The following is a 24,919-nucleotide window of genomic DNA, read 5'->3' as shown; positions in this document are numbered from 1 at the left end:
TCGGCCAGTACGTGCGCGTCCACGATGCCGGGCCCGGGCGGGGGACGTGGCGGGCTGCGATCCGGGACGGGTCGGACCACGCGTCGCGGGGTGCGGGCGCGCCGGACGGCACGACTGACGCCGCCGCTGCGCGCGCCCGGACCACCGCCAGTGCGGCGGCCAGCTCCTCCGGGGTGGGGTTGCCCCGTACGACCTTGATCACGTCGGCTCCTCACAGGGGGATGTTGCCGTGCTTCTTCGGGGGCAGGGATTCCCGCTTCGTACGCAGCTGACGCAGCCCGCGGACGAGGTGCCGGCGGGTGTCGGACGGCATGATCACCGCGTCGACGTAGCCGCGCTCGGCCGCGACGTAGGGGTTGAGGAGCGTGTCCTCGTACTCCCGCATCAGACGGGCGCGGGCCGCCTCCGGATCGTCCGATTCGGCGATGGTGCGGCGGTGCAGGATGTTGACGGCGCCCTGCGCGCCCATCACCGCGATCTGGGCGGTGGGCCAGGCCAGGTTGAGGTCGGCGCCCAGGTGCTTGGAGCCCATGACGTCGTAGGCGCCGCCGAAGGCCTTGCGGGTGATCACGGTGATGAGGGGGACGGTGGCCTCGGCGTAGGCGTAGATCAGCTTGGCACCGCGGCGGATGATGCCGTCGTGCTCCTGGTCCACGCCGGGCAGGAAACCGGGGACGTCGACGAAGGTGATCACCGGGACGTTGAAGGCGTCGCAGGTGCGCACGAAGCGGGCCGCCTTCTCGGAGGCGGTGATGTCCAGGCAGCCGGCGAACTGCATCGGCTGGTTGGCGACGATGCCGACGGGGCGGCCCTCCACGCGGCCGTAGCCGGTGAGGACGTTCGGTGCGAACAGCGGCTGCGTCTCGAGGAACTCGGCGTCGTCGAGAACGTGTTCGATCACCGTGTGCATGTCGTAGGGCTGGTTCGCCGAGTCCGGGACGAGCGTGTCCAGTTCGCGGTCCTCTTCGGTGACCGTCAGGTCCGCCTCCTCCGGGAACGCCGGGGGTTCGGAGAGGTTGTTCGACGGCAGGTAGGACAGGAGCTGCTTGACGTACTCGATCGCGTCCTTCTCGTCGCCGGCCATGTGGTGGGCGACGCCGGAGGCGGTGTTGTGGGTGCGGGCGCCGCCGAGTTCCTCGAAGCCGACGTCCTCGCCGGTGACCGTCTTGATGACGTCCGGTCCGGTGATGAACATGTGGGACGTCTGGTCGACCATGACCGTGAAGTCGGTGATCGCGGGGGAGTACACCGCGCCGCCCGCGCAGGGGCCGACGACCAGGCTGATCTGCGGGATCACGCCGGAGGCGTGGGTGTTGCGGCGGAAGATCTCGCCGTACGCGCCCAGCGAGGCCACGCCCTCCTGGATGCGGGCGCCGCCGGAGTCGTTGATGCCGATGACCGGGCATCCGGTCCTCAGCGCGAAGTCCATCACCTTGACGATCTTCTGGCCGTAGACCTCGCCCAGCGCCCCGCCGAAGACGGTGAAGTCCTGGGAGAAGACGGCGACCGGGCGGCCGTCGACGGTGCCGTAACCGGTCACGACACCGTCGCCGTAGGGACGGTTGGTGTCGAGGCCGAAGTTGGTGGAGCGGTGCCGGGCGAACTCGTCCAGCTCGACGAAGGACCCTTCGTCGAGCAGGAGGCCGATCCGCTCACGGGCCGTCAGCTTGCCCTTGGCGTGCTGCTTCTCGACCGCGCGTGCGGAGCCGGCGTGCGTCGCCTCGTCGGTGCGGCGCTTCAGGTCCGCGAGCTTGCCCGCGGTCGTACGAATGTCAGGCTGCTGCTCTTCCGGCTCGGACATCGGGATGCGGCTCCCTGCCTGCTCAAAAGGGGGGACGGTTACTCATCCGTAGCGTAATGGGGGCCCTCCGCATCGGCAGTGCGGTGTTTCCCACACCGCCTTCCTCTTCACAGGCGCGGGAAGGGGATCCTCGAAGGGCCCACGCCGTCACCTCGCCCGTGGGTACGGCCGAGGCGCCGTGGCGGGGGACGCCGGGGACGGTGCCGGGAAACGGCCGAGCGCCGTGCGCCTCGGCCCCGGGCCGGAACCCGTCCCCTGCGCGGGGCGGAGGAGGCCGAACCTAGGGTGGGGCGCATGACACCCCATGGTGAAGGTATGCCCGACGGGCCCAGTGAGCCGAGTCCGGGACGATGGTCCGACCTCGACCGCCCGCCGTTGAACGCCGCCGGTCTGCGTCGGGGGCTCGTGCGCGCGGGCGGACTGTGGACGCAGGTGGACGTGGTGCAGCGCACCGGTTCCACCAACTCCGACCTCGTGGCCCGGGCCGGCGCGGGCGGCCTGGAGGAGGGCGTCGTCCTCGTCGCCGAGGAGCAGACCGCCGCGCGGGGGCGCCTCGACCGGCAGTGGACCGCGCCGGCCCGGTCGGGGCTGTTCTTCTCCGTGCTGCTGCGGCCCGCCGAGGTGCCGGTGGCGCGGTGGGGCTGGCTGCCGTTGCTGACCGGTGTCGCGGTGGCGACCGGGCTGTCACGGGCCGCGGGCGTCGACACGGCCTTGAAGTGGCCCAACGACCTGCTGGTCACGGTGGGGGGAGAGGAGCGCAAGGCCGGCGGGATCCTGGTGGAACGGGCCGGGGACGACGGGGTGGTGATCGGGGTCGGCGTCAATGTGAGCCTCCGGGGCGATGAGCTGCCGGTGCCGACCGCGGGATCGCTGGCGCTGGCGGGAGCGGTGAGCACGGACCGGGATCCGTTGCTGCGGGGGGTGCTGCGCTCGCTGGAGGACTGGTACGGGCGGTGGCGGGCGGCGGGGGGCGACCCGGGGGCGAGCGGCCTGCAGGAGACCTACGCGGCGGGGTGCGCGACGCTGGGCCGGGTGGTGCGGGCGGAGCTGCCCGGGGACCGGGAGCTGGTGGGGGAGGCGGTCGCGGTGGACGGCGACGGCCGCCTGGTCCTGGCCACGAGGGAGGGCGTGCAGGAACCGGTGGGCGCGGGCGACATCATCCACGTGCGCGCGAAGTGAGGCCACGGCTTCGGCGGGGGATGGCCACGGCCTCCTGCGACCTCACCCCACGGCCCAACAGAACGGAGTGAGCTGGCGCACACCTGCCGTAGAGTTGAGCGCGGTCGATACCTGGCCATGGCAGATCGGAAGGGCACGCGTGACCGTCGACGACTCGGGTTCCACGGACGCGCAGGGCGCCGGCGAGGATCCGCTTGCCCTGCGCCTCGAGCATCTCATCCTGGGCGCCGAGCGCCGTTACACGCCGTTCCAGGCGGCCCGCAGCGCCGGCGTCACCATGGAACTGGCCACCCGCTTCTGGCGGGCGATGGGGTTCGCCGACGTCGGCCAGGCCAAGGCCCTCACCGAGGCCGATGTCCTCGCGCTGCGCCGGCTCGCCGGCCTGGTGGAGGCGGGCCTGCTGAGCGAGGCCATGGCGGTGCAGGTGGCGCGGTCCACCGGGCAGACCACCGCCCGGCTGGCCGAGTGGCAGATCGACTCGTTCCTGGAGGGGCTGACCGAGCCGCCCGAGCCGGGCATGACCCGCACCGAGGTGACGTATCCGATCGTCGAGCTGCTCCTGCCCGAGTTGGAGGAGTTCCTCGTGTACGTCTGGCGGCGGCAGCTCGCCGCGTCGGCCGGGCGGGTCGTGCAGGTCGCCGACGACGAGGAGATGGTCGACCGGCGGCTCGCCGTCGCCTTCGCGGACCTGGTGGGGTTCACGCGGCTGACCCGGCGGATGGAGGAGGAGGAGCTCGGCGAACTCGTCGAGGCCTTCGAGACCACCGCCGCCGATCTGGTCGCCGCGCGCGGCGGGCGGCTCATCAAGACGCTGGGCGACGAGGTGCTCTACGTCGCCGACGACGCCGGTATCGCCGCGGACATCGCGATGCGGCTGATCGAGACCATGGCGAACGACGAGACCATGCCGGAGCTGCGGGTCGGCATGGCGTTCGGCACGGTGACCACCCGGATGGGCGATGTGTTCGGCACGACCGTGAACCTGGCCTCCCGGCTCACGTCCATAGCCCCCCGGGACGCGGTGCTGGTCGACAGCGCCTTCGCCGAGGAGCTGATCCACACCGGTGACGCGCCCGCCTCCGAGGCGGCGGCGGCCGAGGCGGTGGCCGCGGCGGAGAAGGAGGGCGAGGAGCCGCCGGGCTACCGGTTCGCGCTCCAGCCGATGTGGCAGCGGCCGGTGCGTGGTCTGGGCGTGGTGGAACCCTGGCTGCTCACGCGCCGGAACGGGGCTGCCGTCCCGTCCTAGCCCCGGCCGCCCACACAGATGCCGATGACCGGTACGCACAGGCCGGGACGGGGGGCCGGGGTGCGGTCGTCCGGCTGGGGCGGCGGCGGGCCGTGGGGGGCCGGCGAGGGTGGTTCCGGTGTGTCGCGCGGGGGCTGCCGGGGCGTGGGCGAGCGCGGTCCACGGCTGGTCGCGGGCGTGGTGGCGGGTGGTGCGGTCGGGGCGTCCGCCGCGTCCTCCGTGTCCGGGGCGGTCGTGGCGGTCGTGGCGGTCGTGGCGGGTCGGGCCGGCACCGACGGCTCGGACGTCGCGAGCGGGGCCGGTGCCTTGCCGCCCAGGGCCGTGGGGGAGGAGGGACGCGCCTCGGGGGCGGGGGCGACGGTCCCGGGCGCGGTCGGGGAAGCGGTGGGGACGCCGGTGTCCGTGCGGGGGACGGGGTGGGGGCCCGCCTCCGTTCCGATGTCCGCGCCGCCGCCCTGAGGGGCGGCCAGGCGGACCAGGGCCACGGCGCAGGCGGCCACGACCAGGCTTCCCGCAGCCAGCAGGACCCTGCGGGGGCGGGGCTTGCGGTGGCGGCCCCGGGAGCGGGAGGCGCCTGCCGGTGGCCCCTCCGTCGGTGTGGTCGGTGTCATCGCGATTCCCTCCCCTGCGGGCGCGCCTCCGGTGTGCCGCGGTGTGCGCACGTTATGCGCTCCTACGGGGGGTCGGACCGGGAGCCGGGGCGATGTCACTCGAACGGGTGGACGGGGGGTGACAGGGGAACCGGGCGTGCGCCCTTTTCTCCGGTGGGCGCGGGCTGCGATGATCGGGACGAGCGGGAGTTAACCCACGTTAACCGGAGGGTGTCGATGAGTGAGGAACGGTTCGGGGAGTTCGTGCTGGTGCGCCGGCACGAACGGGGACATGTCGCGGAGCTCGTCCTCGACCGGCCCGAAGCCATGAACGCCGTGTCGACCGGGATGGCCCGCTCCCTCGCCGGCGCCTGTGCGGCGCTGGGGGAGGACCGGAGCGTGCGGGTGGTGGTGCTGAGCTCCTCGCACGAGCGGGCGTTCTGCGTGGGGGCCGACCTGAAGGAGCGCAACTCCTTCAGCGACGCGGACCTGGTGCGCCAGCGGCCCGTGGCGCGCGGGGCGTACACCGGGGTGCTCGAACTGCCCGTGCCGACGGTGGCGGCGGTGCACGGGTTCGCGCTCGGCGGCGGGTTCGAGCTGGCCCTGTCGTGTGATGTGATCGTCGCCGACCGTACGGCGGTCATGGGGTTGCCCGAGGTGTCGGTCGGGGTGATTCCGGGCGGGGGTGGTACGCAGTTGCTGCCCCGGCGGGTGGGGGCGGCGCGGGCCGCTGAGCTGATCTTCACGGCGCGGCGGGTGGAGGCCGGTGAGGCCCGGGAGCTGGGACTGGTCGACGAGCTGGTGGAGAAGGGGCGGGACCGGGAGGCGGCCCTCGCCATGGCGTCCCGGATCGCCGGGAACTCGCCGGTGGGGCTGCGGGCGGCCAAGCGGGCGCTGCGGCTCGGGCACGGGCTGGACCTGTCCGCCGGGCTGGAGGTCGAGGACGCCGCCTGGCGGTCGGTGGCGTTCTCGGGGGACCGGGCGGAGGGGGTCGCCGCCTTCAACGAGAAGCGCAGACCGGAGTGGCCCGGGGAGTAAGGTCCGATGAGCCCCGTTCGCTCCTTTAATATCCCGGTTCGACCTGAACCTTCCTAACCTGGAGAGATGGGTGAGGAGAGCCGGCTGGTGGCCGTGGTGGCGCTGGCCCAGGGCATGGCCGCCGCACACGGTTCCCGGGACGCCTGGCGGGCCGCGGCCGGCGGGGCCTGCCGGGCGCTGGGCGGGAGCTTCGCCGCGCTGTCGGTGTGGGAGCGGGAACTCGGGCGGCTGCGGGTGCTGGTGAACGTCGGGGAGCTGGCCGAGGACGAGGAGGAGTTCCCGGAGGACGAGTCCTATCCGGTGCACCAGTTCGCCGAGATCACCGAGTTCCTGCACGAGAGGTGGGCGGGGGGCGGCGAGCCCGACGCGTGGGTGGAGACCGCGGAGGGGGCCTCGGCGGGGCGCTCCGGGTACTGCGGGCAGCGGGCGGCCGCGCTCAGGCGGCGGGGGCGCGGGTGCTGTGTGGTCGCGCCGGTCGTGCTGCACGGACGGGCCTGGGGCGAGCTGTACGTGGCCCGGCCGGCCGGTGCGCCCGTCTTCGGGCGGGGCGACGCCGACTTCGCGACGGTCCTGGCCGCCGTCGTGGCCGCCGGGATCGCGCAGACCGAGCGGCTGGAGGAGGCCCGGCGGCTGGCGTACACGGACTCGTTGACCGGGCTGGCCAACCGGCGTGCCGTGGACGCCCGGCTCGACGAGGCCGTCGACCGGCACCGGCGCGACGGGGCCGTCGTCAGCCTCGTGGTGTGCGACCTGAACGGGCTGAAGCGGGTCAACGACACGCTGGGGCACGCCGTGGGGGACCGGCTCCTGGAGCGGTTCGGAACCGTGCTGTCGCTGTGCGGGGCCATGGTGCCGGGGGCCCTGGCGGCGCGGCTCGGGGGGGACGAGTTCTGTCTGCTGGCGGTGGGGCCGCCGGCCGACGAGGTCGTCAAGGCCGCCGACGAGGTGTGCCGGCGGGCCGCGGAGCTGGGGATCGGGGACGGCGTCGCCTGCGGGGTGGCGTCCACCGAGGATCCCGTCGGACCGGTGCACTCCGCCCGGCGGCTGTTCCGGCTGGCCGACGCGGCGCAGTACCGGGCCAAGGCCGAGCGTGCCGCGCATCCCGTCGTGGCCGGACGGGAGGGGCCGGACGACCCCGTCATTCGGCTCGCGGACGAGCCGTCACGGGCGGCGGACGGGGAGCGGCGCCGGTTCCGGGGGCGGCATTCGCCGTAACGCGCGGCCTGCCGGTAAGGGGTGAGGCGCCGACCCGGTGGTGACATCGCTGAATTCAGTGCGTACGCTCCTGAATATGAGTATGCACACTGTGGTGGTGGGGACCGCCGGCGTGACCGCGTCCGACGTGCTCGCCGTGGCGCGCGGCGGCGCCCTCGTGGAACTGTCCGCGGAGGCGGTGGCCGCCCTCGCCGCGTCCCGCGGGATCGTGGACGCCCTGGCCGCGAAGCCGGACCCCGTGTACGGGGTGAGCACCGGCTTCGGCGCCCTGGCGACCCGGCACATCAGCCCCGAGCTCCGCGGCCGGCTGCAGCGCAACATCGTCCGCTCGCACGCCGCGGGCATGGGGCCCCGGGTGGAGCACGAGGTGGTACGGGCGCTGATGTTCCTGCGACTGAAGACCCTCTGCTCCGGGCGCACCGGTGTCCGGCCCGAGGTCGCGCGGACGATGGCCGACGTGCTGAACGCCGGGATCACCCCGGTCGTGCACGAGTACGGCTCCCTCGGCTGCTCCGGGGACCTCGCCCCGCTGTCCCACTGCGCCCTCACGCTGATGGGCGAGGGGGAGGCGGAGGGGCCCGACGGCAGTGTGCGGCCGGCCGGCGAACTGCTCGCCGAGCACGGCATCCGCCCCGTCGCACTGCGCGAGAAGGAGGGGCTCGCCCTCCTCAACGGCACCGACGGCATGCTCGGCATGCTGGTCATGGCCCTCGCCGACCTGGACCTCCTCTACACGTCCGCCGACGTCACGGCGGCCCTGAGCCTGGAGGCGCTGCTCGGCACCGACAAGGTGCTCGCCCCCGAACTGCACGCCATCCGCCCGCACCCCGGCCAGGCCGCCAGCGCCGCCAACATGCTGGCCGTGCTGGAGGGGTCGGGCCTGACGGGGCATCACCAGGACGACGCGCCCCGCGTCCAGGACGCCTACTCGGTGCGCTGCGCCCCGCAGGTCGCCGGCGCGGGACGGGACACCCTGGCCCACGCCCGGCTGGTCGCCGAGCGCGAACTCGCGTCAGCCGTGGACAATCCGGTGGTGCTTCCCGGGGACGCCTCCCAGGCTCTCGGCTCCGGGGGAGGACGGGTCGAATCCAACGGCAACTTCCACGGGGCCCCGGTCGCCTACGTGCTGGACTTCCTCGCCATCGCCGTCGCCGACCTCGCCTCCATCACCGAGCGCCGCACCGACCGGCTGCTGGACAGGAACCGCAGCCACGGGCTGCCGCCCTTCCTCGCCGACGACCCCGGTGTGGACTCCGGGCTGATGATCGCCCAGTACACGCAGGCCGCCCTGGTCGGCGAGCTGAAGCGGCTCGCCGTGCCGGCGTCGGCGGACTCGATCCCGTCCTCCGCGATGCAGGAGGACCACGTCTCCATGGGCTGGTCGGCGGCGCGGAAACTGCGGACGGCCGTCGACCACCTCACCCGGGTCGTCGCGATCGAACTGTACGCGGCCACGCGGGCCGTGGAACTGCGCGAGGGGCTGACCCCGGCGCCGGCCACGCGGGCGGTCGTCGAGGCCGTGCGGGCGGCGGGTGTGGGCGGTCCCGGACCCGACCGTCACCTCGCCCCCGACCTCGCCGCGGCGGAGGCGTTCGTGCGGGACGGGCGGCTGGTGGCGGCCGTGGAGACGGTCACCGGGCCGCTGAGCTGAACGGGCCGGGGTCCGGCGGCCGTTCCGCCGGGCCCCCGGGCGGGTCTACGGACCCAGGCGCTCCCGGCGCACCGAGTAGACGACGAAACCGGCGCCCAGGGCGAGGCAGACCGTGCCGCCGGCGATGTACGGGGCGCTGTCGAAGCTGCCGGTGTCCGCGAGACGGACGTCCCCGCCGGTGCCGTCGACGGACGTCGACATGGCTCTCGCCTGCTCCGTGACCTGTGGAGACGGACGTGCCGAGACCGTGTCGGCCACCGGTGTGTTCGAGGTCGCGTTCGCGGACGGGACGAACCACAGGGCGCACAGCAGGGTGCCCGCGGCGGTGGTGGTCAGCAACGGACGGAGCGCGGATGACACGGAATATCGATCCCCTTGTGGCGCTGGCGAATTGGCCGTGTGGGGCGATGTTAGTGAACAGCGCGGGTCACGGGAAAGCCACAGGGGGCCGGGGCCGTACGCTCCGGGCATGAACACCACAGAGACATCACGGTTTGTGCGGCTTCGCGTGGAGCTCGTCCTCGAGATCGACGACGAGGAGGCGGTGACCGGGGCCGCGTTGCGCAGGATCGCGGACGAGGGCGATATGCCGGACGAGGAACGGGTACACGCCGAGAGCGCCGTGACGGAGGACACCGCGGAGGCCCTCGCCCGGCTCGTCGACCCGTTCACCCTGATCGACGAGGTGCCCGGCGTGGAACTGCTGCAGGCCTCCTGGAGCGGCGAGGAGGTCGACTACGACCCCGACTCGCCGGAGTGGGACCTCGACGAGGACGATGACGGCGAGCCCTATGACGACGAGGAGGGGGCGGGCGGGGCCGGCTGAGGCGTTTTGGGGAAATCGTGACCCCGGACGGCAACCGCCGCGGGGGTCGGAACGTCTCAAGCGAAGGCGCCACCGGCCCGCATCCTCACCACGTCCGCCCCGGTGGACGTGGTGAGCCCCACACCTTCGGGCCGTGGGGAACGGGGGAAGCCGGTCGTAGCGTTGAAAGTTGTGGACGAGGTTCTTCGGCCCCCGGCCGAGGACTCGTGGGGTCGGGATTCGGCAACGATGGAGAAACGTGTGATGACGGACGGTAAGCGGCGCAGGGGTCTGGCGGCCGCGTCCGCTCTGCTCGGCGGAGTGCTGGTGCTCTCGGCGTGTTCCGGCGGTGACGGCGCAGGAGCCCCGGGCGACGGCGGCAAGGGCGACTCGCAGGCCCAGGTGGACGAGGCGGCGGCCAAGAAGTCCTCCGAGGCGCAGATCGAGATCACGCCGAAGGACGGCTCCAACAACGCCTCCATCAACAACTCCGCCACCGTCACCGTGGCCAAGGGCACGCTCACCGAGGTGAAGATGACCGCCGTCGACGGCACCGCCGTCGCCGGCGAGATATCCGCCGACAAGAAGAGCTGGAAGCCCAGCGCCCAGCTGGAGCGGGCCACCACCTACAAGGTGTCGGCCACCGCCGAGGACTCCGAGGGCCGCGCCGCCCACGAGAACGCCTCGTTCACCACGGTCGCCCCGGACAACAGCTTCATCGGCACCTTCACCCCGGACAACGGCACCACCGTCGGCGTCGGCATGCCGGTGTCGATCAAATTCGACAAGTCGATCACCAACAAGGCCGCGGTGCAGAAGGGCGTCACCGTCACCAGCAGCAGCGGTCAGGAGGTCGTCTGCCACTGGTTCGACGCCAACCGCATGGACTGCCGGCCCGACGAGTACTGGCAGGAGAACTCCACCGTCACGCTGAAGCTGGCGCTCGACGGTGTCGAGGGCGTCAAGGGCGTCTACGGCGTCCAGCAGAAGACGGTCACCTTCAAGATCGGCCGCAATCAGGTCTCCTACGTCGACGCCAAGACCAAGCAGATGAAGGTCACGCAGGACGGCAAGACCGTCCGCACCATCCCGATCTCCGCCGGGGCGCCCGAGACCAAGACCTACGAGGGCCAGATGGTGATCTCCGAGAAGTTCAAGGAGACCCGGATGAACGGCGCGACGGTCGGCTTCACCGACGCCGACGGCAAGGGCGAGTACGACATCGACGACGTGCCGCACGCCATGCGGCTGAGCACCTCCGGCACCTTCATCCACGGCAACTACTGGGGCGCCAAGTCCATCTTCGGCAGCGCCAACACCAGCCACGGCTGCGTGGGCCTGTCCGACACCAAGGGCGCGAACGACCCGAGCACGCCGGGCGCCTGGTTCTACAACAACTCGATCATCGGCGACGTGGTCGTCGTCCAGAACACCGGTGACAAGACCATCGCCCCGGACAACGGCCTCAACGGCTGGAACATGGACTGGGAGCAGTGGAAGGCGGGCTCGGCGGTCTGACGCCGGCCGCGCACGAGGCACCCCACCCCACCACCCGACCGATGCCGCCGTCCGCCCCTTCCGGGGAGCGGGCGGCGGCATCGGCCTTCTTCTCATCGGGCTCTTATGGAGCGCTTATCGCTTCATCACCCGGCGTCCCTAGCTTGCGGCCATGTTCTTCACCTACCTGAGGCGCGAGCTGCGCCGCCGCAGAAAGGCGGCCCTCGTCGTCGCCTCCGGGCTCGCGCTCGGCATCGCGCTGGTCGTCGTGGTCGACTCCGTGTCCTCCGGGATGAGCAAGGCGCAGGAGAAGGTCCTGCAGTCCCTGTACGGGCTCGGCACGGACATGACGGTCACCAAGGCCGCGGAGGCCCAGGCCTCCGGTGAACGCCCCCGGTTCCGGTTCGACGCCCAGGACGACGGCTCCGGCGGGGAACAGAGCAGCGACCGCGTCATGGTGCAGGGCTTCCAGACCCTGGCGAGCTCCACCGTGACCGAGGTCGGCGAGCAGGAGGGCGTCGCCGACGCGGTGGGCGGACTGAGCCTCCAGGTCATGAAGGTGAGCGGTGAGTTCACCCGGGGTCGGTTCCAGCAGGAAGGCCAGGGCGGCGGGGGCGGCCAGGGCGGCGGCCCCGGTGGCGGCCAGTCCTCCCCGCAGGGCCGGGTCGAGGGCGGCGGCGCCGACTTCGACGTCAACAGCTACACCGCCTACGGCACCGACGTCACCGAGCCTGCCCTCGGCCCGCTGACCTCCTCCGAGATCACCGACGGGCGCACCTTCAGGACGACCGAGACCGACGCGAAGGTCGCGGTCGCCGACTCCGCCTACGCCAAGGAGAAGGAGCTCGAGACCGGTGACACCGTCACCGTCAAGGGCACCGGGTACAAGGTCATCGGCATCGCCACCGCCACCAGCGGGGACGCCGCGGCCGACCTCTACCTGCCGCTGAAGCAGGCGCAGACCCTCGCCGACGCCGAGGACAAGGTCACCACGATCTACGTCAAGGCGACCGACTCCCAGCAGATCGACAGCGTCAAGTCCGGTATCCAGAAGAACATCTCCGGTACGACCGTGACGACCTCCGCCGACCTCGCGGACACCGTCTCCGGCTCCCTGTCCACCGCCTCCTCGCTCGCCGCCGGCGTCGGCACGTGGCTGTCGGCCGTGGTGCTCGTGGCCGCGTTCCTCGTCGCCGGTCTGCTCACCTCCTCGGCGGTCTCCCGCCGGGTGCGCGAGTTCGGCACCCTCAAGGCACTGGGCTGGAAGTCCGGCCGGGTGACCCGGCAGGTGGTCGGCGAGTCCGTGGTCCAGGGCCTGATAGGCGGCGCCCTCGGCATCGCGCTCGGCCTGGCGGGCGCGTACGCCGTCACCGCTGTCAGCCCCACCCTGCAGGCCCAGCTCGGCGGTGGCAGCGGTGGTGGCGGTGGTATGGGCGGACCCGGTGGTGGCGGTGTGGGCGGACCCGGACGGCAGACCGCCGCCCAGACCCTCGAGGTCGCGCTGACCGCGCCGGTCAGCCTCACCACCCTCGCCCTCGCGGTCGGTCTCGCCGTGGCCGGCGGTCTCGTCGCCGGCGCCTTCGGCGGCTGGCGCGCCTCCCGGCTGCGGCCGGCCGACGCGCTCCGCCGCGTCGAGTAGCACCCGCCCGGCCCCGGGGCCCGCCCGCAGCGGACGGGCCCCCACCCTCGTACGCGATCCAGGAGCAGACCCATGTACGAACTCAGAGGCGTCACCCGGCGCTACACGCGCGGCAAGGAGACCGTCGACGCCCTCGACGGTGTCGACCTGACCATCCCCGACGGCGACCGGCTCGTCATCCAGGGACCCACCGGCGGCGGCAAGTCCACGCTGCTGCAGATGCTCGGCGGCCTCGACCGGCCCAGCTCCGGCGAGATCGTCCTGGACGGCACCGACCTGGCCAAGCTGCCCGAGGCCCGGCTCACCCGGGTCCGCAGCGAGAACATCGGCTTCGTCTTCCAGTCGTTCAACCTGATCCCCACGCTCACCGCGCAGGAGAACGTCGAGACCGCGCTCGTCCCGCTCGGCCTGAAGGCCAGGGAGCGCCGGGAGAAGGCCGCCGAGGCGCTGGCGTCGGTCGGTCTGGGCGAGCGGCTCGGGCACCTGCCCGGCGAGATGTCCGGCGGCCAGCAGCAGCGCGTGGCCATCGCGCGGGCGCTGGTGAAGGAGCCGAAGGTGCTGCTCGCCGACGAACCCACCGGAAACCTCGACGAGTCGACGCGCGACGAGATCATGGACGTGCTCATCCGCATGTGGAAGGAGCTGGGGCTGACCTTCGTCATGGTCACCCACGACTCGTCGATCGCGAAGGCGGCCCCGCGCCTGGCGACGATCCGCAAGGGGCGGATCACCGTGAAGGAGAACACGGGAGTCTGACCGGGAGAGGGGCCGACCGCGCGGTTGTGCAACGGAGTTCCGGCGGTGGCGTCACAGCCGCCCGTCGACTTCGGCACCCTCTCCGGTGTCCCTCGAGACGCTTGATCGCCCCTCGGCATACTGCGTGATCCGGGGGGTGCGCGCATGTGTACGAGACCACCCCCGGCCGGGTGATGTCGAGTTCGCCCGGCGACTCCGCCAGGGGGAACCTTGCGCAGACAGGCGAAGAGAGCGTGCGCGGCCACGGTCGCCGCGGCGACCGCCGTGGCGCTCGCGGCGGGCATGGCCGGCCCGGCGTCGGCGAACGCACGGTCGCAGCCTCCGTGACGGAGGCGTCCGCGCTGAAGGCCAAGCACCGGATCACGCTGATCACGGGTGACCGGGTCGCCGTGTCGGTGTACGTGTCCTACGACCACGGCAGGACCTGGAAGAAGACCACGGTCACGAAGGGGAAGACCACCGTCAAGAACCCGGCGAAGGGGAAGGCCGTCTCCTTCCGCGCCAGGATCGCCGACAAGAAGGGCAACACGTCGACGGTCACGATCTGCAACGCGTACCACGGCACGTAGTCCGTGAGCGGACGGCCCGCCGGAAGCGCTGCTTCCGGCGGGCCGTCCTGCGGCCGGGGGACTTCCGCGTCACGGCGCCGTGGCGTTTGCCCCGGACCGCCTCGCGTCCGTGCCCCAGCTGGCCAGCAGCCGCAGTGCCTCCGCCGACGACGAACCCGGCTCCGCGAAGTACGTGACCAGCGACTGCCCGGTGTCGTCGCCGGCCTGACGGAACGACTCCCACAGCAGCGTCAGCCCACCGACCAGCGGATGCCTCACGTGCTTGACGCCGTGGCTCTTCTCCTTGACGTCGTGCGCCGCCCACAGCCTGCGGAACTCCTCGCTCTTCACGGACAGCTCGCCCACCAGCGAGGACAGCTGCGGGTCGTCCGGGTGGCAGCCCGCGTCCATGCGGAGATAGGCGACCATGTCGTACGCCTTCTGCTCCCACTCCACGAACAGCTCGCGGTAGTCCGGGTTCAGGAACACCAGCCGCGCCCAGTTCCGTTCCTGCGCCGGGAGCAGCCCCCAGTCCCCGAAGACCGCCGCCGCCATCCGGTTCCAGGCGAGGATCTCCGAGCGCCGGCCCACCACGTACGCCGGGACCGCGTCCATCGACTCCAGCAGATGCCGCAGCGGGGTGCGGACCTGCTGGGCCCGGGCCGCCGGCTTCCGCTTCTGCCGCTTGGGCTTCGCCAGATGCGTGAGGTGGGACCGCTCGGCGTCGGTGAGGCGCAGGGCGCACGCGATCGCGTCCAGCACCTCCGCCGACACGTTCCGCCCGTTGCCCTGCTCCAGGCGCGTGTAGTAGGCCACGGACACCCCGGCGAGCTGGGCCAGCTCCTCGCGGCGCAGGCCGGGCACCCGGCGGTGCCGTCCGAAGTCCGGCAGCCCCACGTCCTCCGGCTTCAGCCGGGCCCGCCGGGTGCGCAGGAACTCGCTGAGCTCCGCCCGCGGGTCGAGGCCGCCGCTCGTGGGGCCGGCCGGGTGGGTGTGCTGCTCGTCCATGGTCCCAGTATTCCTGGTCGTACGTACAGCATCCTGTCCCCGCCAGTGGTACGCACAGCCAACGTAGGCGGAGCCGTGGCCTGGGTAAGTCCGGAACACCGGGGCAGGCTGGAGGTCGTGCCCGGCCGGACAGGAGACAGCCGGGCGCACGACCCCACGAGGAGAACTCCCGGTATGACCACTGTTGCCGCATACGCCGCACCCGCCGCCAAGGCTCCGCTGGAGCGGACGACCATCGAGCGGCGCGCGGTCCGCGAGCACGACGTCCTGATCGACATCAAGTTCGCCGGCATCTGTCACTCCGACATCCACCAGGTCCGTGAGGGCTGGGGCGAGGCGATCTTCCCGATGGTCCCCGGCCACGAGATCGCCGGTGTGGTCTCCGAGGTCGGCCCCGGCGTCACCCGCTACCAGGTGGGCGACCGCGTGGGCGTCGGCTGCATGGTCGACTCCTGCCGCGAGTGCGACAACTGCAGGGCCGGACGGGAGCAGTACTGCACCGGAAGCGGCATGGTCGGCACGTACAACGCCCTGGACAGGAACGGCGAGCCCACCTACGGCGGCTATGCGGAGAAGATCGTCGTCGACGAGAACTACGTCGTCCGCATCCCTGACGGGCTGGCCCTCGACGTCGCCGCGCCCCTGCTGTGCGCCGGCATCACCCTGTACTCCCCGCTGAAGCGCTGGGGCGCCGGTCCCGGCAAGAAGGTCGCGGTCCTCGGCATGGGCGGCCTCGGCCACATGGGCGTCAAGATCGCACACGCGCTGGGCGCCGAGGTGACGGTGCTGTCGCAGTCCCTGCGCAAGAAGGACGACGGCCTCAAACTGGGCGCCGACCGCTACCACGCCACCAGCGACCCGAGGACCTTCGAGGAGCTGCGGGGCACCTTCGACCTGATCGTGTCGACGGTGTCGGCCCCGCTGGACTTCGGCGCCTACCTGTCCCTGCTGAAGACGGAGGGCACGCTGGCGAACGTGGGCGCTCCCGAGGAGCCGGTCGCCCTCAACCTCTTCTCGCTGCTCGGGGGCGGCAAGACCCTCGCCGGTTCGATGATCGGCGGCATCGCCGAGACCCAGGAGATGCTGGACTTCTGCGCCGAGCACGGCATCGGCGCGGAGATCGAGCTGATCGGCGCGGCCGAGATCAACGAGGCGTACGAGCGCGTCCTGAACAGCGACGTCCGCTACCGCTTCGTGATCGACACGGCGACGATCTGACACCGGCCGTCCCACCTGGTCGCCGACGGCGGGCACCGGTCCCAGCGCCTCGGCCGGGGGCACGATCCGGACGCCGCCGGCGGCTCACGGGGCGCCCTCCCGGGGAGGGGGAACCGGCCGCCGGCCGGGACCCGGGCCGGCGGCGGTCAGTGCGGCAGTGTCGCCGGGCTGCCGCCGTTCGCCTCGTAGCCGGCCACCGCCAGGGCGCGGTAGACGGCGAACTCGGCGGCCGGGTCGGGGGAGAGGGTCCAGGGCAGGGCGCCCACGTGGCCGTCGATGTGTACGAGCTGGCTCATGGCCTCCGCCCAGCGCTCGCCGCGGACCAGGAAGAAGACCAGCAGGTGCCGTACGTGCGCCGTCATCGGGTCGTCGGGGCGGGCCGAGTGCACCGCGTGCAGCGCGCCGTGGACCGCCTTGGTGACGGTCTCGCTCTGGTGGAAACCGGCGACCAGGTTCACCTCGGGCAGGTGCTCGAACACCGCGAAGAGCGGCATGGCGGCGAGCAGGGAGCCCTGGGGCGCCCGCGCCGCCGCGGCCTCCGCGAACGCGTACGCCTGCTGCCGCGAGCCGTGCCACTTCTCGCACCAGTAGTGCAGCGCGGCCAGGTGCGCCCCCATGTGGGCCGGGGCGCGGTCCAGGATCTTCAGCCAGACCTGCTCGAAGTCCTGCTGCGAGTACCCGAGTCCACGGGCCACCGCCAGCTCCACGAGGTACGGGACGGGGTCGCCGGGAGCCAGCAGCGCGGCCTCGCCGCACGCCGCTCTCGCCTCCTCCATGATGATCCGGAACTCGTCCGTCCCGGGTGCCGCCGTACGCCACGCCTGCTGCACCAGGAACTCGGCGTGCACCGCGGCGCCGCCCGCGTCCTTGGGCATCTCCGTCCGCCACACCCGCAGCCACTGCCCGCCCGGCGCCTCGCCCGCCCCGCCGGGCCGCTGCTGCAACTCCAGCGAGGCCGCGCCCGCGAACGCCTGGACGCGCTGCCAGCGTCGCTCGCCCTCCGCGCCCGTGCCGGCCAGCAACTGCTGCGCCGCGCGGTAGTCCTGCGTGCGCTGCACCAGGTCCAGGACGTCCAGCAGGTCCTGGTCGGGACCCGGCATGCGGACGTCCAGCTCCTCCTCGCGGGCGAAGCCGTAGTTCACCGGGTCCGCCGCGTCCGGGTGACCGGCGGGGACCTGCGTGATCGTCCCGCGCCCGCGCCTCAGATACGGCACCACCACGAAGCCGAGCATGACGAGCGCGAGCAGGACCCAGAGAATCTCCATGCCACCAAGCGAACCAGACCGCGCCGGCAATTGGCCAACCCGCTGCCGGCTCCTGTGGAAAACTCCCGGCGTCGGCCCGCTCCGCCCATGCCGCCCGCTCCGCGACCGTCATCCGCACCGTGCGCGCACTACCCTCGGTTCCCATGAGCGACAGGCACATCAGTCAGCATTTCGAGACGCTCGCGATCCACGCGGGCAACACCGCCGACCCCCTGACAGGCGCGGTCGTCCCGCCGATCTACCAGGTGTCCACCTACAAGCAGGACGGCGTCGGCGGCCTGCGCGGCGGCTACGAGTACAGCCGCAGCGCCAATCCGACCAGGACCGCGCTGGAGGAGAACCTCGCCGCCCTGGAGGGCGGTTGCCGCGGACTCGCGTTCGCTTCCGGACTGGCGGCCGAGGACTGCCTGTTGCGCACGCTGCTCAGCCCCGGCGACCACGTGGTGATCCCGAACGACGCGTACGGCGGCACGTTCCGCCTCTTCGCCAAGGTCGTCGCCCGGTGGGGCGTGGCGTGGTCCGTGGCCGACACCTCCGACCCGGCCGCCGTCCGGGCCGCGATCACCCCGAACACCAAGGTCGTCTGGGCGGAGACCCCCTCCAACCCGCTGCTCGGCATCACCGACATCGCCGCCGTGGCCCAGGTGGCCCAGGACGCCGGCGTCCGGCTCGTCGTCGACAACACCTTCGCCACGCCGTACCTCCAGCAGCCGCTCGCGCTCGGCGCGGACGTCGTCGTGCACTCCCTCACCAAGTACATGGGCGGCCACTCCGACGTGGTCGGCGGCGCCCTGATCACCGGCGACGCGGAGCTGGGCGAGGAGCTCGCCTACCACCAGAACGCGATGGGCGCGGTCGCCGGACCCTTCGACTCCTGGCTGGTGCTGCGCGGCACCAAGACGCTCTCGGTCCGCATGGACCGGCACAGCGAGAACGCCACCAGGATCGCCGACATGCTCACCGGCCACGCGCGCGTGACGGGCGTCCTGTACCCGGGGCTGCCCGACCACCCCGGCCACGAGGTCGCCGCCAAGCAGATGAGGGCCTTCGGCGGCATGGTCTCCTTCCGCGTGGAGGGCGGTGAGGAGGCGGCCGTCGAGGTCTGCAACCGGGCGGAGGTGTTCACGCTCGGCGAGTCCCTGGGCGGCGTCGAGTCGCTGATCGAGCACCCCGGGCGGATGACGCACGCGTCCGCGGCCGGCTCCGCGCTCGAGGTCCCCGCCGACCTGGTGCGCCTCTCCGTGGGCATCGAGAACGTCGACGACCTGCTCGAGGACCTCCAGCAGGCGCTCGGACGGTGACGGTCACCAGCCGGTGAGCGGTGGAGTCGTCCCCGACGGCGGCTCCACCCAGGGGCGGGCCGTCAGCGCCCACACCACGAACGCCACGGCCCCCGCCAGCAACAGCAGCCACATCACGCGGCGGGCGAGCGTCCTGCGGCGCAGGAGACGGGCCCCGCGGCGCGCCGCCTCCGCGTGGAGCTCGGGCGGCACGCGCGGCGGCGACTGCTCCAGCATCCGCCGTACGGTCGCCTCACGCCTCATCCGGGTCACGACGGCACCGCCTCGACGCCGCCCGCCGCGGAGGCCGCTCCCGGGGGCGGACGCAGCACGACGGCCGTCGCGCGGTGGAAGACGGTCCGCACGCGCTCCGCGGACAGGCCGAGCAGGGCCGCCGTCTGTTCCTCGGCGATCCCTTCGTACAGCCGCAGCACCAGGACCAGGCGTTCCTGCGGGGAGAGCCGGGCCAGCAGGCCCGCCGGGCGGGGGCGGGGGCGGAGCGGTCCGCAGCGCCGGTGCCAGGAGCCGTTCGCGAAGCGGGTCGCCAGGCGCCGGCGGGTGTGGGCGTAGGGGTCCCCGCCGTGCAGCCGGTCCCAGTCCGCGTACGTGTGGGCCAGCGCCAGGGTCAGCAGGCGCCGCGCGTACGGGTTGTCGTCCGGGGCCTCGGCGGTGAGCAGGGTCGCGGTGTGCAGCAGCCGGGCGCCGGCACCCGCGACGTACGCCTCGAACGCGTGGGCGCGGAGGTCGTCCCGGGACGTGTGCCGTGGTCGCAACCGCGCCTCCCGTCGTCCCTGAGAGCCCTCGGCTCCCATATCAGGCCAGGGGGCGCCGCTCGGTCAAGAGACGTGCGCACGCGATGCTCCGGTTTCTCGCCCTCCCGCCGCCCCTTCCCGTCCCCCGGGGCGCTGCTCCGGGGCCCCGCTCCCAAGCGCAGGAGGGGCCGACGCACACCGGGTGGGCCGGATCGGTCCGCCCGGCGTCCGAGGGCGAGGCCCGTTCAGGGCCGAAGGGGTGCGGGGCGCAGTCCCTGGGGATCAGGAGTCCGACTGGTCCTGCGCGGACATCCGCGCCGACAGCGCGTCGTTGAAGCGCGCCAGGAGGGTGCAGAACGCCTCGCGCTCCTCCGGCGCCCACTCCTGTGTCAGCTCGGCCATCAACCGGCGCCGCGAGGAGCGCACCTCCTCCAGGCGCGACTGCCCGCGCGGGGACAGCTGGAGCACGACCGCGCGCCCGTCCTCGGGATGCGAGGTCCGCTTGACCAGGCCGGTGTCCACGAGCGGGGCGACCTGCCGGGTGACCGTCGAGGAGTCGATGCCCATGCTCGCGGCGAGCGCCTTGACGCCCATCGGGCCTTCCTTGTCGAGACGGTTGAGCAGCAGGTACGCGGCGCGGTCCATCGAGTTGCGCACCTGGCCGACCCCGCCCAGACGCGTCTGTTCGGCACGGCGGGCGAACAACGCCACCTCGTGCTGCAGCGTGTCGAGAAGACCGGTGTCACCGACGGCCGTCAGGTCCGTCCTCATGTCCATCGACATATCAGGTGTTGTGGGCATGGCCGGGGACTCACTTCGTGGAGGGCTGCTGATTGGGGGACAGGGTACGCGGCCGGACGACGGCCCGTACCGGCGCTGCGCAAAGCCGAGTCCGCGGGTTGGTCACACCGGTCGCCGCCGACGGTGAACTGCGATCCTGGAGTCATGAGCCACAGCACGGCCGGATCCCTGCGGACCGTCACCCTCGACGATGTGCGCGGCGCCCGGAAGATGCTCTCGGGCGTGGCCCGGACGACCGCGCTGGAGGGCAGCAGGCACCTGTCCCGGCGGGTGGGCGCGCCGGTGCACCTGAAGTGCGAGAACCTGCAGCGGACGGGGTCGTTCAAGCTGCGCGGCGCGTACGTCCGGATCGCCGGGCTGCTGCCCGAGGAGCGGGCCGCCGGTGTCGTCGCGGCGAGCGCCGGCAACCACGCGCAGGGTGTCGCGCTGGCGTCGTCGCTGCTCGGGGTGCGGTCCACGGTGTTCATGCCGAAGGGCGCCCCGCTGCCGAAGATCAGCGCGACCCGGGAGTACGGCGCCGAGGTGCGCCTGCAGGGCCAGGTGGTCGACGAGACGCTGACCGCGGCGACGGAGTACGCGCACGGGACGGGCGCCGTGTTCATCCACCCCTTCGACCACCCGGACGTCATCGCGGGCCAGGGCACGGTGGGTCTGGAGATCCTGGAGCAGTGCCCCGAGGTGCGCACGATCGTCGTCGGGGTCGGCGGGGGCGGGCTGGCCGCCGGGATCGCGGTCGCGGTGAAGGCGCTGCGGCCCGACGTGCGGATCGTCGGCGTGCAGGCGGCGGGCGCGGCGGCGTACCCGCCCTCGCTGGCGGCCGGGCGTCCGGTGCCGGTGCGCGACCCGGCGACGATGGCCGACGGGATCAGGGTGGGGCGGCCCGGCGACGTGCCGTTCGGGATCGTCGACGAGCTGGTGGACGAGGTGCGCACGGTCACCGAGGACGAGCTGTCGGCCGCGCTGCTGCTGTGCCTGGAGCGGGCCAAGCTGGTCGTCGAGCCGGCCGGGGCGAGCCCGGTCGCGGCGCTGCTGAGCCGGCCCGGCGCCTTCGAGGGGCCGGTCGTCGCGGTGCTCTCCGGCGGCAACGTGGACCCGGTGCTGATGGAGCGGGTGCTGCGGCACGGCATGGCCGCACAGGGCCGCTACCTGGCCGTCCGGCTGCGCCTGACGGACCGGCCGGGCGCCCTCGCCTCTCTGCTGGGGTCGTTGTCGGCGGCCGACGCCAACGTCCTCGACGTGAGCCACGTGCGGACCGACCCCCGGCTCGGGCTCACGGAGGCGGAGGTCGAGCTGCACCTGGAGACCAAGGGCCCGGAGCACTGCGCGGAGGTCGAACGGGCCCTGTGGGAGGCGGGTTACACGGTCATGGACTGACGTCCGACGAAGCGTCACTCCGGCGGGTGAACCCGTTGTGAGACGCGATACATCGCGTTATGGTGTGTCCCGTCGCCGGGTGTTCCACCGTGCGCCCCGCCGCCTTCGCGCGGTGAAAAACCCCAGCACGCCGAAGCGGGTGAACCTAGGCTTTCCGAAGAATCACGACGACGTGGAGACTCATATGCCAAGCGCCATCCATGCCGAAGGTCTGGTGAAGACCTTCGGAAAAGTCAGGGCGCTGGACGGCGTCGACCTCGATGTCCCCGAGGGCACCGTCCTGGGCCTGCTCGGGCCGAACGGCGCGGGCAAGACCACCACCGTCCGCTGCCTGACCACCCTGCTGCGGCCCGACAGCGGCAGGGCGGTCGTGGCCGGTCTCGACGTGCTGAAGCAGCCCGACGCCGTACGCCGCTCCATCGGTCTGTCCGGTCAGTTCGCCGCCGTCGACGAGTATCTGACCGGCCGCGAGAACCTGCAGATGGTCGGACAGCTCTACCAGATGAAGGCGAAGGCGGCGAAGGCCCGAGCGGACGAACTGCTGGAGCAGTTCAACCTCGCGGACGCCGCGGACCGCACCGCCAAGACCTACTCCGGGGGCATGCGCCGCCGGCTCGACCTCGCCGCCGCCCTGGTCGTCTCGCCGCCCGTGATGTTCATGGACGAGCCGACGACCGGCCTCGACCCGCGCAACCGCCAGCAGCTGTGGGAGGTGATCAAGCAGCTCGTCTCCGGCGGTACGACGCTGCTGCTCACCACCCAGTACCTGGAGGAGGCCGACCACCTGGCCCACGACATCGCGGTCGTCGACCACGGCCGGGTCATCGCCCAGGGCACGTCCGACCAGCTCAAGGCCCGCACCGGCGGTGAACGCGTCGAGGTCGTGGTGCACGACCGCGAGGACATCCGGGCCGCGTCCGCCCTCCTCGACAAGTACAGCCTGCGCGGTGCCGGCCAGGGCGACACCACGGTCGAGGACCACATGCGCAAGATCACCACACCGGTCTCCGGCGGCGCGAAGCTCCTCGCCGAGATCATCCGCGACCTCGACACCGACGGCATCGAGATCGACGACATCGGTCTGCGCCGCCCCACCCTCGACGACGTCTTCCTCTCCCTCACCGGCCGTGTCGCCGAGGCCGGGGCCGGGAGCGAGGACACCAAGGAGACCGTGAAATGAGTGCCGTCACCGACACCGCCCGGGTCACGGCCCCCGGCAACCCCATCGGCCGGTCGATCCGGGACTCCCTGGTCGTCGCCAAACGCAATCTGATCCGCATGGCCCGGATTCCCGAAGTGGTCATCTTCGGGCTCATCCAGCCCATCATGTTCGTGGTGCTGTTCTCGTACGTGTTCGGCGGGTCCATGGACATCGGCGGCAGTACGAGTCCGCAGGTCTACCGCGAGTTCCTGATGGCCGGCATCTTCGCCCAGACCGTCACCTTCGCCACCGCCGGCGCCGGGGCGGGCATCGCCGAGGACATGCACAAGGGACTCATCGACCGGTTCCGCTCCCTGCCCATGGCGCGCGGCGCGGTGCTCACCGGCCGCACCCTCGCCGACATGGTGCAGACGGCGCTCACCCTGCTCGTGCTCGCCGTCGTCGCCCTCCTGGTCGGCTGGCGCACCCACACCGGCGCCGGCGAGGTGCTCGGCGCGTTCGCCCTGCTCCTCCTGGCCGGGTACGCGTTCACCTGGATCGGCGCGCTCATCGGCCTGTCGGTGCGCACCCCGGAGGCGGCCACCTCCGGCGGACTGGTCTGGCTCTTCCCGGTCACCTTCGTGTCGAACGCGTTCGTGGACTCCGGCAACATGACGCCCTGGCTGCGCCACATCGCCGACTGGAACCCGTTCAGCGCCACGGTGCAGGCCTGCCGCGAGCTCTTCGGCAACCCCGGGGTCTCCACCTCGGACGCCTGGCCCATGCAGCACCCGGTGTGGGCGTCGCTGATCTACTCGGTCCTGATCATCGCGTTCTTCCGTACGCTCGCGGTGCGCAAGTACCGCTCGGCGGCCGCATGACGAAGCCCCCGGCACCGTACAAGGTGCCGGGGGTCCGTGGGGACCGACGGGACGGGTCAGCCGGTGTACGGCTTCGCCTCCAGGATCCTCACCGAGGCCTTCTTGCCGTTCGGCAGCTCGTACTCCGCGTCCTCGCCGACCTTGTGGCCGATGACGCCCGAGCCGAGCGGGGACTGCGGCGAGTAGGTCTCGATGTCGGCGCTCGCGTACTCGCGGGAGGCGAGCAGGAAGGACAGCGTGTCGTCCTCGTCACCGTCGAAGGCGATCGTCACGACCATGCCGGGCGCCACGATACCGTCGGCCGCCGGGGCCTCGCCGACCTTGGCGTTCTCGAGGAGCTGGGTGAGCTGGCGCACACGGAGTTCCTGCTTGCCCTGCTCCTCCTTGGCCGCGTGGTACCCGCCGTTCTCCCGCAGGTCGCCCTCCTCGCGCGCGGCGGCGATCTTGGCGGCGATCTCCGTGCGCGCGGGACCAGTAAGGTACTCAAGCTCGTCCTTGAGCTTGTTGTACGCCTCCTGGGTCAGCCAGGTGACGTTCTCGCTGGTCTGGGTCACAGGTGCTCCTCGTAGGTACTGGGAAGTACAAAGCATCGCCCTACCCGGAAGGATGTTCCTCCGGGGACGGGCGAAACCACGAGCCTAACAATTGAGTGCCCGCAGAGGGAGGACATAAGCCACCGGACTCATGTCGGTGCAGGTCAGTGGCGAGGTATTCCCCGTGGCGTCAGTCGGCGTGGCAGCCGACGAGCTCGGCCGAGGTGCCCCGGGAGGTGGTGCGGAGCGTGACGACCTCGTCGATCCGCGTGGCGTCCTTGTCGAAGCGGAAGTCGGCGCGGCCCACCTCGGCGCCGTCCTCGGACTGGGAGCGGACCGTGCAGTAGCCGGTGATCCCCGCGTCCTTGTGCACCTCGAGGTGCACCTTCACGGAGTCCTCGGCGGTGTCGAAACCGATCAGCTCCGCGCTGATCTCGTTCTGGGCCACGTGGTGGTAGCCGAACCAGCCGATCAGCGCGAGCATCAGCACCGACAGCACGGCGCCGACGACCTTGAGGGTGCGGTCGGCACGCTCGTCCGAGGAGCGGCCGTAACGCCCCTCGGGCGGCCGCGTGCTCGACGTACTCATGATCGTCTCCTCGGCAGAGGGGGACCGGTGTCCCCGGCGGGTCCCGGGGCGGAAACCCCGGAATTATTCGTCCCCCGATTCGGTCACTATAGAAGCCTGCGACTGCGCCGCC

At 72.3% G+C, this 24,919-nt stretch carries 25 protein-coding genes and 1 pseudogene; 15 read left to right on the top strand and 11 right to left on the bottom strand.

The window, feature by feature from the left end:
- A partial coding sequence (locus KYY02_RS28890; protein WP_371243035.1) for an acyl-CoA carboxylase epsilon subunit occupies positions 1–202 on the bottom strand: 202 nt, incomplete at its 3' end.
- Positions 203–211: 9 nt separating this feature from the next.
- Positions 212–1,801: an acyl-CoA carboxylase subunit beta gene (locus KYY02_RS28885; RefSeq protein WP_371243033.1), complete on the bottom strand. Its 1,590-nt coding sequence runs from the start codon at positions 1,799–1,801 to the stop codon at positions 212–214.
- A gap of 315 nt (positions 1,802–2,116) precedes the next feature.
- On the opposite strand from KYY02_RS28885, the gene KYY02_RS28880 reads away from it, so the two are divergent.
- Both KYY02_RS28880 and KYY02_RS28875 read left to right on the top strand, forming a co-directional pair.
- Entirely contained in the window at positions 2,117–2,980 is an 864-nt protein-coding gene (locus KYY02_RS28880; protein ID WP_371243030.1) for a biotin--[acetyl-CoA-carboxylase] ligase, read from the top strand.
- 139 nt (positions 2,981–3,119) lie between these two features.
- Positions 3,120–4,226, top strand: coding sequence for an adenylate/guanylate cyclase domain-containing protein (locus KYY02_RS28875; RefSeq protein ID WP_371243028.1), 1,107 nt, complete (start codon positions 3,120–3,122; stop codon positions 4,224–4,226).
- Here the strand turns inward: KYY02_RS28875 and KYY02_RS28870 are convergent.
- Positions 4,223–4,837, bottom strand: a complete 615-nt coding sequence (locus tag KYY02_RS28870) for a hypothetical protein (protein ID WP_371243025.1) — start codon at positions 4,835–4,837, stop codon at positions 4,223–4,225. The two genes, KYY02_RS28875 and KYY02_RS28870, sit on opposite strands and share 4 nt — an antisense overlap.
- Positions 4,838–5,053: 216 nt before the next feature.
- Between KYY02_RS28870 and KYY02_RS28865 the strand changes: the two genes are divergently transcribed.
- The 3 genes from KYY02_RS28865 (at position 5,054) to hutH (ending at position 8,720) form a co-directional block, all read left to right on the top strand.
- Positions 5,054–5,854 (top strand): enoyl-CoA hydratase/isomerase family protein, encoded by an 801-nt coding sequence (locus KYY02_RS28865; RefSeq protein ID WP_371243023.1) that lies wholly within the window; start codon positions 5,054–5,056, stop codon positions 5,852–5,854.
- Positions 5,855–5,920: 66 nt separating this feature from the next.
- Positions 5,921–7,069, top strand: a complete 1,149-nt coding sequence (locus tag KYY02_RS28860) for a GGDEF domain-containing protein (protein WP_371243021.1) — start codon at positions 5,921–5,923, stop codon at positions 7,067–7,069.
- A gap of 82 nt (positions 7,070–7,151) precedes the next feature.
- The gene (hutH, locus tag KYY02_RS28855; RefSeq protein ID WP_371243039.1) at positions 7,152–8,720 is read left to right on the top strand and encodes a histidine ammonia-lyase; all 1,569 of its coding nucleotides are present in this window, start codon (positions 7,152–7,154) and stop codon (positions 8,718–8,720) included.
- Positions 8,721–8,765: 45 nt separating this feature from the next.
- Here hutH and KYY02_RS28850 read toward each other — a convergent pair whose 3' ends face one another.
- Complete coding sequence (locus KYY02_RS28850; RefSeq protein WP_371243019.1) at positions 8,766–9,080, bottom strand: hypothetical protein; 315 nt, start codon at positions 9,078–9,080, stop codon at positions 8,766–8,768.
- Positions 9,081–9,189: 109 nt separating this feature from the next.
- On the opposite strand from KYY02_RS28850, the gene KYY02_RS28845 reads away from it, so the two are divergent.
- From KYY02_RS28845 to KYY02_RS28825, 5 genes and pseudogenes are all read left to right on the top strand, one after another.
- Positions 9,190–9,546, top strand: a complete 357-nt coding sequence (locus KYY02_RS28845) for a hypothetical protein (RefSeq protein ID WP_371243017.1) — start codon at positions 9,190–9,192, stop codon at positions 9,544–9,546.
- 243 nt (positions 9,547–9,789) lie between these two features.
- On the top strand, positions 9,790–11,043 hold the full coding sequence (locus KYY02_RS28840) for a L,D-transpeptidase (RefSeq protein WP_371243015.1): 1,254 nt from the start codon (positions 9,790–9,792) through the stop codon (positions 11,041–11,043).
- Positions 11,044–11,194: 151 nt separating this feature from the next.
- The gene (locus KYY02_RS28835) at positions 11,195–12,661 is read left to right on the top strand and encodes an ABC transporter permease (protein WP_371243013.1); all 1,467 of its coding nucleotides are present in this window, start codon (positions 11,195–11,197) and stop codon (positions 12,659–12,661) included.
- A gap of 72 nt (positions 12,662–12,733) precedes the next feature.
- On the top strand, positions 12,734–13,417 hold the full coding sequence (locus KYY02_RS28830) for an ABC transporter ATP-binding protein (protein ID WP_371243011.1): 684 nt from the start codon (positions 12,734–12,736) through the stop codon (positions 13,415–13,417).
- Between the two features lie 386 nt (positions 13,418–13,803).
- Positions 13,804–13,986, top strand: a pseudogene (locus tag KYY02_RS28825) (hypothetical protein); the annotation flags it as partial.
- Between the two features lie 69 nt (positions 13,987–14,055).
- On the opposite strand, the gene KYY02_RS28820 reads toward KYY02_RS28825, so the two are convergent.
- Positions 14,056–14,973: a helix-turn-helix domain-containing protein gene (locus tag KYY02_RS28820; RefSeq protein ID WP_371243008.1), complete on the bottom strand. Its 918-nt coding sequence runs from the start codon at positions 14,971–14,973 to the stop codon at positions 14,056–14,058.
- A gap of 174 nt (positions 14,974–15,147) precedes the next feature.
- Between KYY02_RS28820 and KYY02_RS28815 the strand changes: the two genes are divergently transcribed.
- Positions 15,148–16,191: an NAD(P)-dependent alcohol dehydrogenase gene (locus KYY02_RS28815; protein WP_371243006.1), complete on the top strand. Its 1,044-nt coding sequence runs from the start codon at positions 15,148–15,150 to the stop codon at positions 16,189–16,191.
- A 146-nt stretch (positions 16,192–16,337) separates the two neighbouring features.
- Here KYY02_RS28815 and KYY02_RS28810 read toward each other — a convergent pair whose 3' ends face one another.
- A complete protein-coding gene (locus tag KYY02_RS28810) occupies positions 16,338–17,456 on the bottom strand; it encodes a hypothetical protein (RefSeq protein WP_371243003.1) in 1,119 nt (372 codons plus the stop codon).
- Between the two features lie 143 nt (positions 17,457–17,599).
- On the opposite strand from KYY02_RS28810, the gene KYY02_RS28805 reads away from it, so the two are divergent.
- A complete protein-coding gene (locus KYY02_RS28805) occupies positions 17,600–18,757 on the top strand; it encodes a cystathionine gamma-synthase (RefSeq protein ID WP_371243001.1) in 1,158 nt (385 codons plus the stop codon).
- 3 nt (positions 18,758–18,760) lie between these two features.
- Here the strand turns inward: KYY02_RS28805 and KYY02_RS28800 are convergent, their stop codons facing one another.
- The 3 genes from KYY02_RS28800 to KYY02_RS28790 form a co-directional block, all read right to left on the bottom strand.
- Entirely contained in the window at positions 18,761–19,009 is a 249-nt protein-coding gene (locus KYY02_RS28800) for a hypothetical protein (RefSeq protein WP_371242999.1), read from the bottom strand.
- A complete protein-coding gene (locus KYY02_RS28795; protein ID WP_371242996.1) occupies positions 19,006–19,509 on the bottom strand; it encodes a sigma factor-like helix-turn-helix DNA-binding protein in 504 nt (167 codons plus the stop codon). Before KYY02_RS28795 ends, KYY02_RS28800 begins: the two co-directional genes overlap by 4 nt.
- Before the next feature lie 261 nt (positions 19,510–19,770).
- Positions 19,771–20,259, bottom strand: a complete 489-nt coding sequence (locus KYY02_RS28790; protein ID WP_371243037.1) for a MarR family winged helix-turn-helix transcriptional regulator — start codon at positions 20,257–20,259, stop codon at positions 19,771–19,773.
- A gap of 174 nt (positions 20,260–20,433) precedes the next feature.
- Between KYY02_RS28790 and ilvA the strand changes: the two genes are divergently transcribed.
- The 3 genes from ilvA (at position 20,434) to KYY02_RS28775 (ending at position 23,685) form a co-directional block, all read left to right on the top strand.
- Positions 20,434–21,663: a threonine ammonia-lyase gene (gene ilvA / locus KYY02_RS28785; RefSeq protein ID WP_371242994.1), complete on the top strand. Its 1,230-nt coding sequence runs from the start codon at positions 20,434–20,436 to the stop codon at positions 21,661–21,663.
- A gap of 184 nt (positions 21,664–21,847) precedes the next feature.
- Positions 21,848–22,843 (top strand): ATP-binding cassette domain-containing protein, encoded by a 996-nt coding sequence (locus KYY02_RS28780; protein ID WP_371242992.1) that lies wholly within the window; start codon positions 21,848–21,850, stop codon positions 22,841–22,843.
- Entirely contained in the window at positions 22,840–23,685 is an 846-nt protein-coding gene (locus tag KYY02_RS28775) for an ABC transporter permease (RefSeq protein WP_371242990.1), read from the top strand. The genes KYY02_RS28780 and KYY02_RS28775 overlap by 4 nt, the downstream gene beginning before the upstream one ends.
- 56 nt (positions 23,686–23,741) lie before the next feature.
- Here KYY02_RS28775 and greA read toward each other — a convergent pair whose 3' ends face one another.
- The gene (greA, locus tag KYY02_RS28770; RefSeq protein ID WP_371242988.1) at positions 23,742–24,239 is read right to left on the bottom strand and encodes a transcription elongation factor GreA; all 498 of its coding nucleotides are present in this window, start codon (positions 24,237–24,239) and stop codon (positions 23,742–23,744) included.
- 169 nt (positions 24,240–24,408) lie between these two features.
- Complete coding sequence (locus KYY02_RS28765; protein ID WP_371242986.1) at positions 24,409–24,807, bottom strand: DUF4307 domain-containing protein; 399 nt, start codon at positions 24,805–24,807, stop codon at positions 24,409–24,411.
- Between the last annotated feature and the right edge of the window lie 112 nt (positions 24,808–24,919).

It is taken from the genome of Streptomyces pimonensis, from assembly GCF_041380215.1.
GTDB classification, from domain to species: Bacteria; Actinomycetota; Actinomycetes; order Streptomycetales; family Streptomycetaceae; genus Streptomyces; species Streptomyces pimonensis.
The sequence above is the reverse complement of the archived record's forward strand: the minus strand, read 5'-3'. Positions and strand labels throughout refer to the sequence as shown.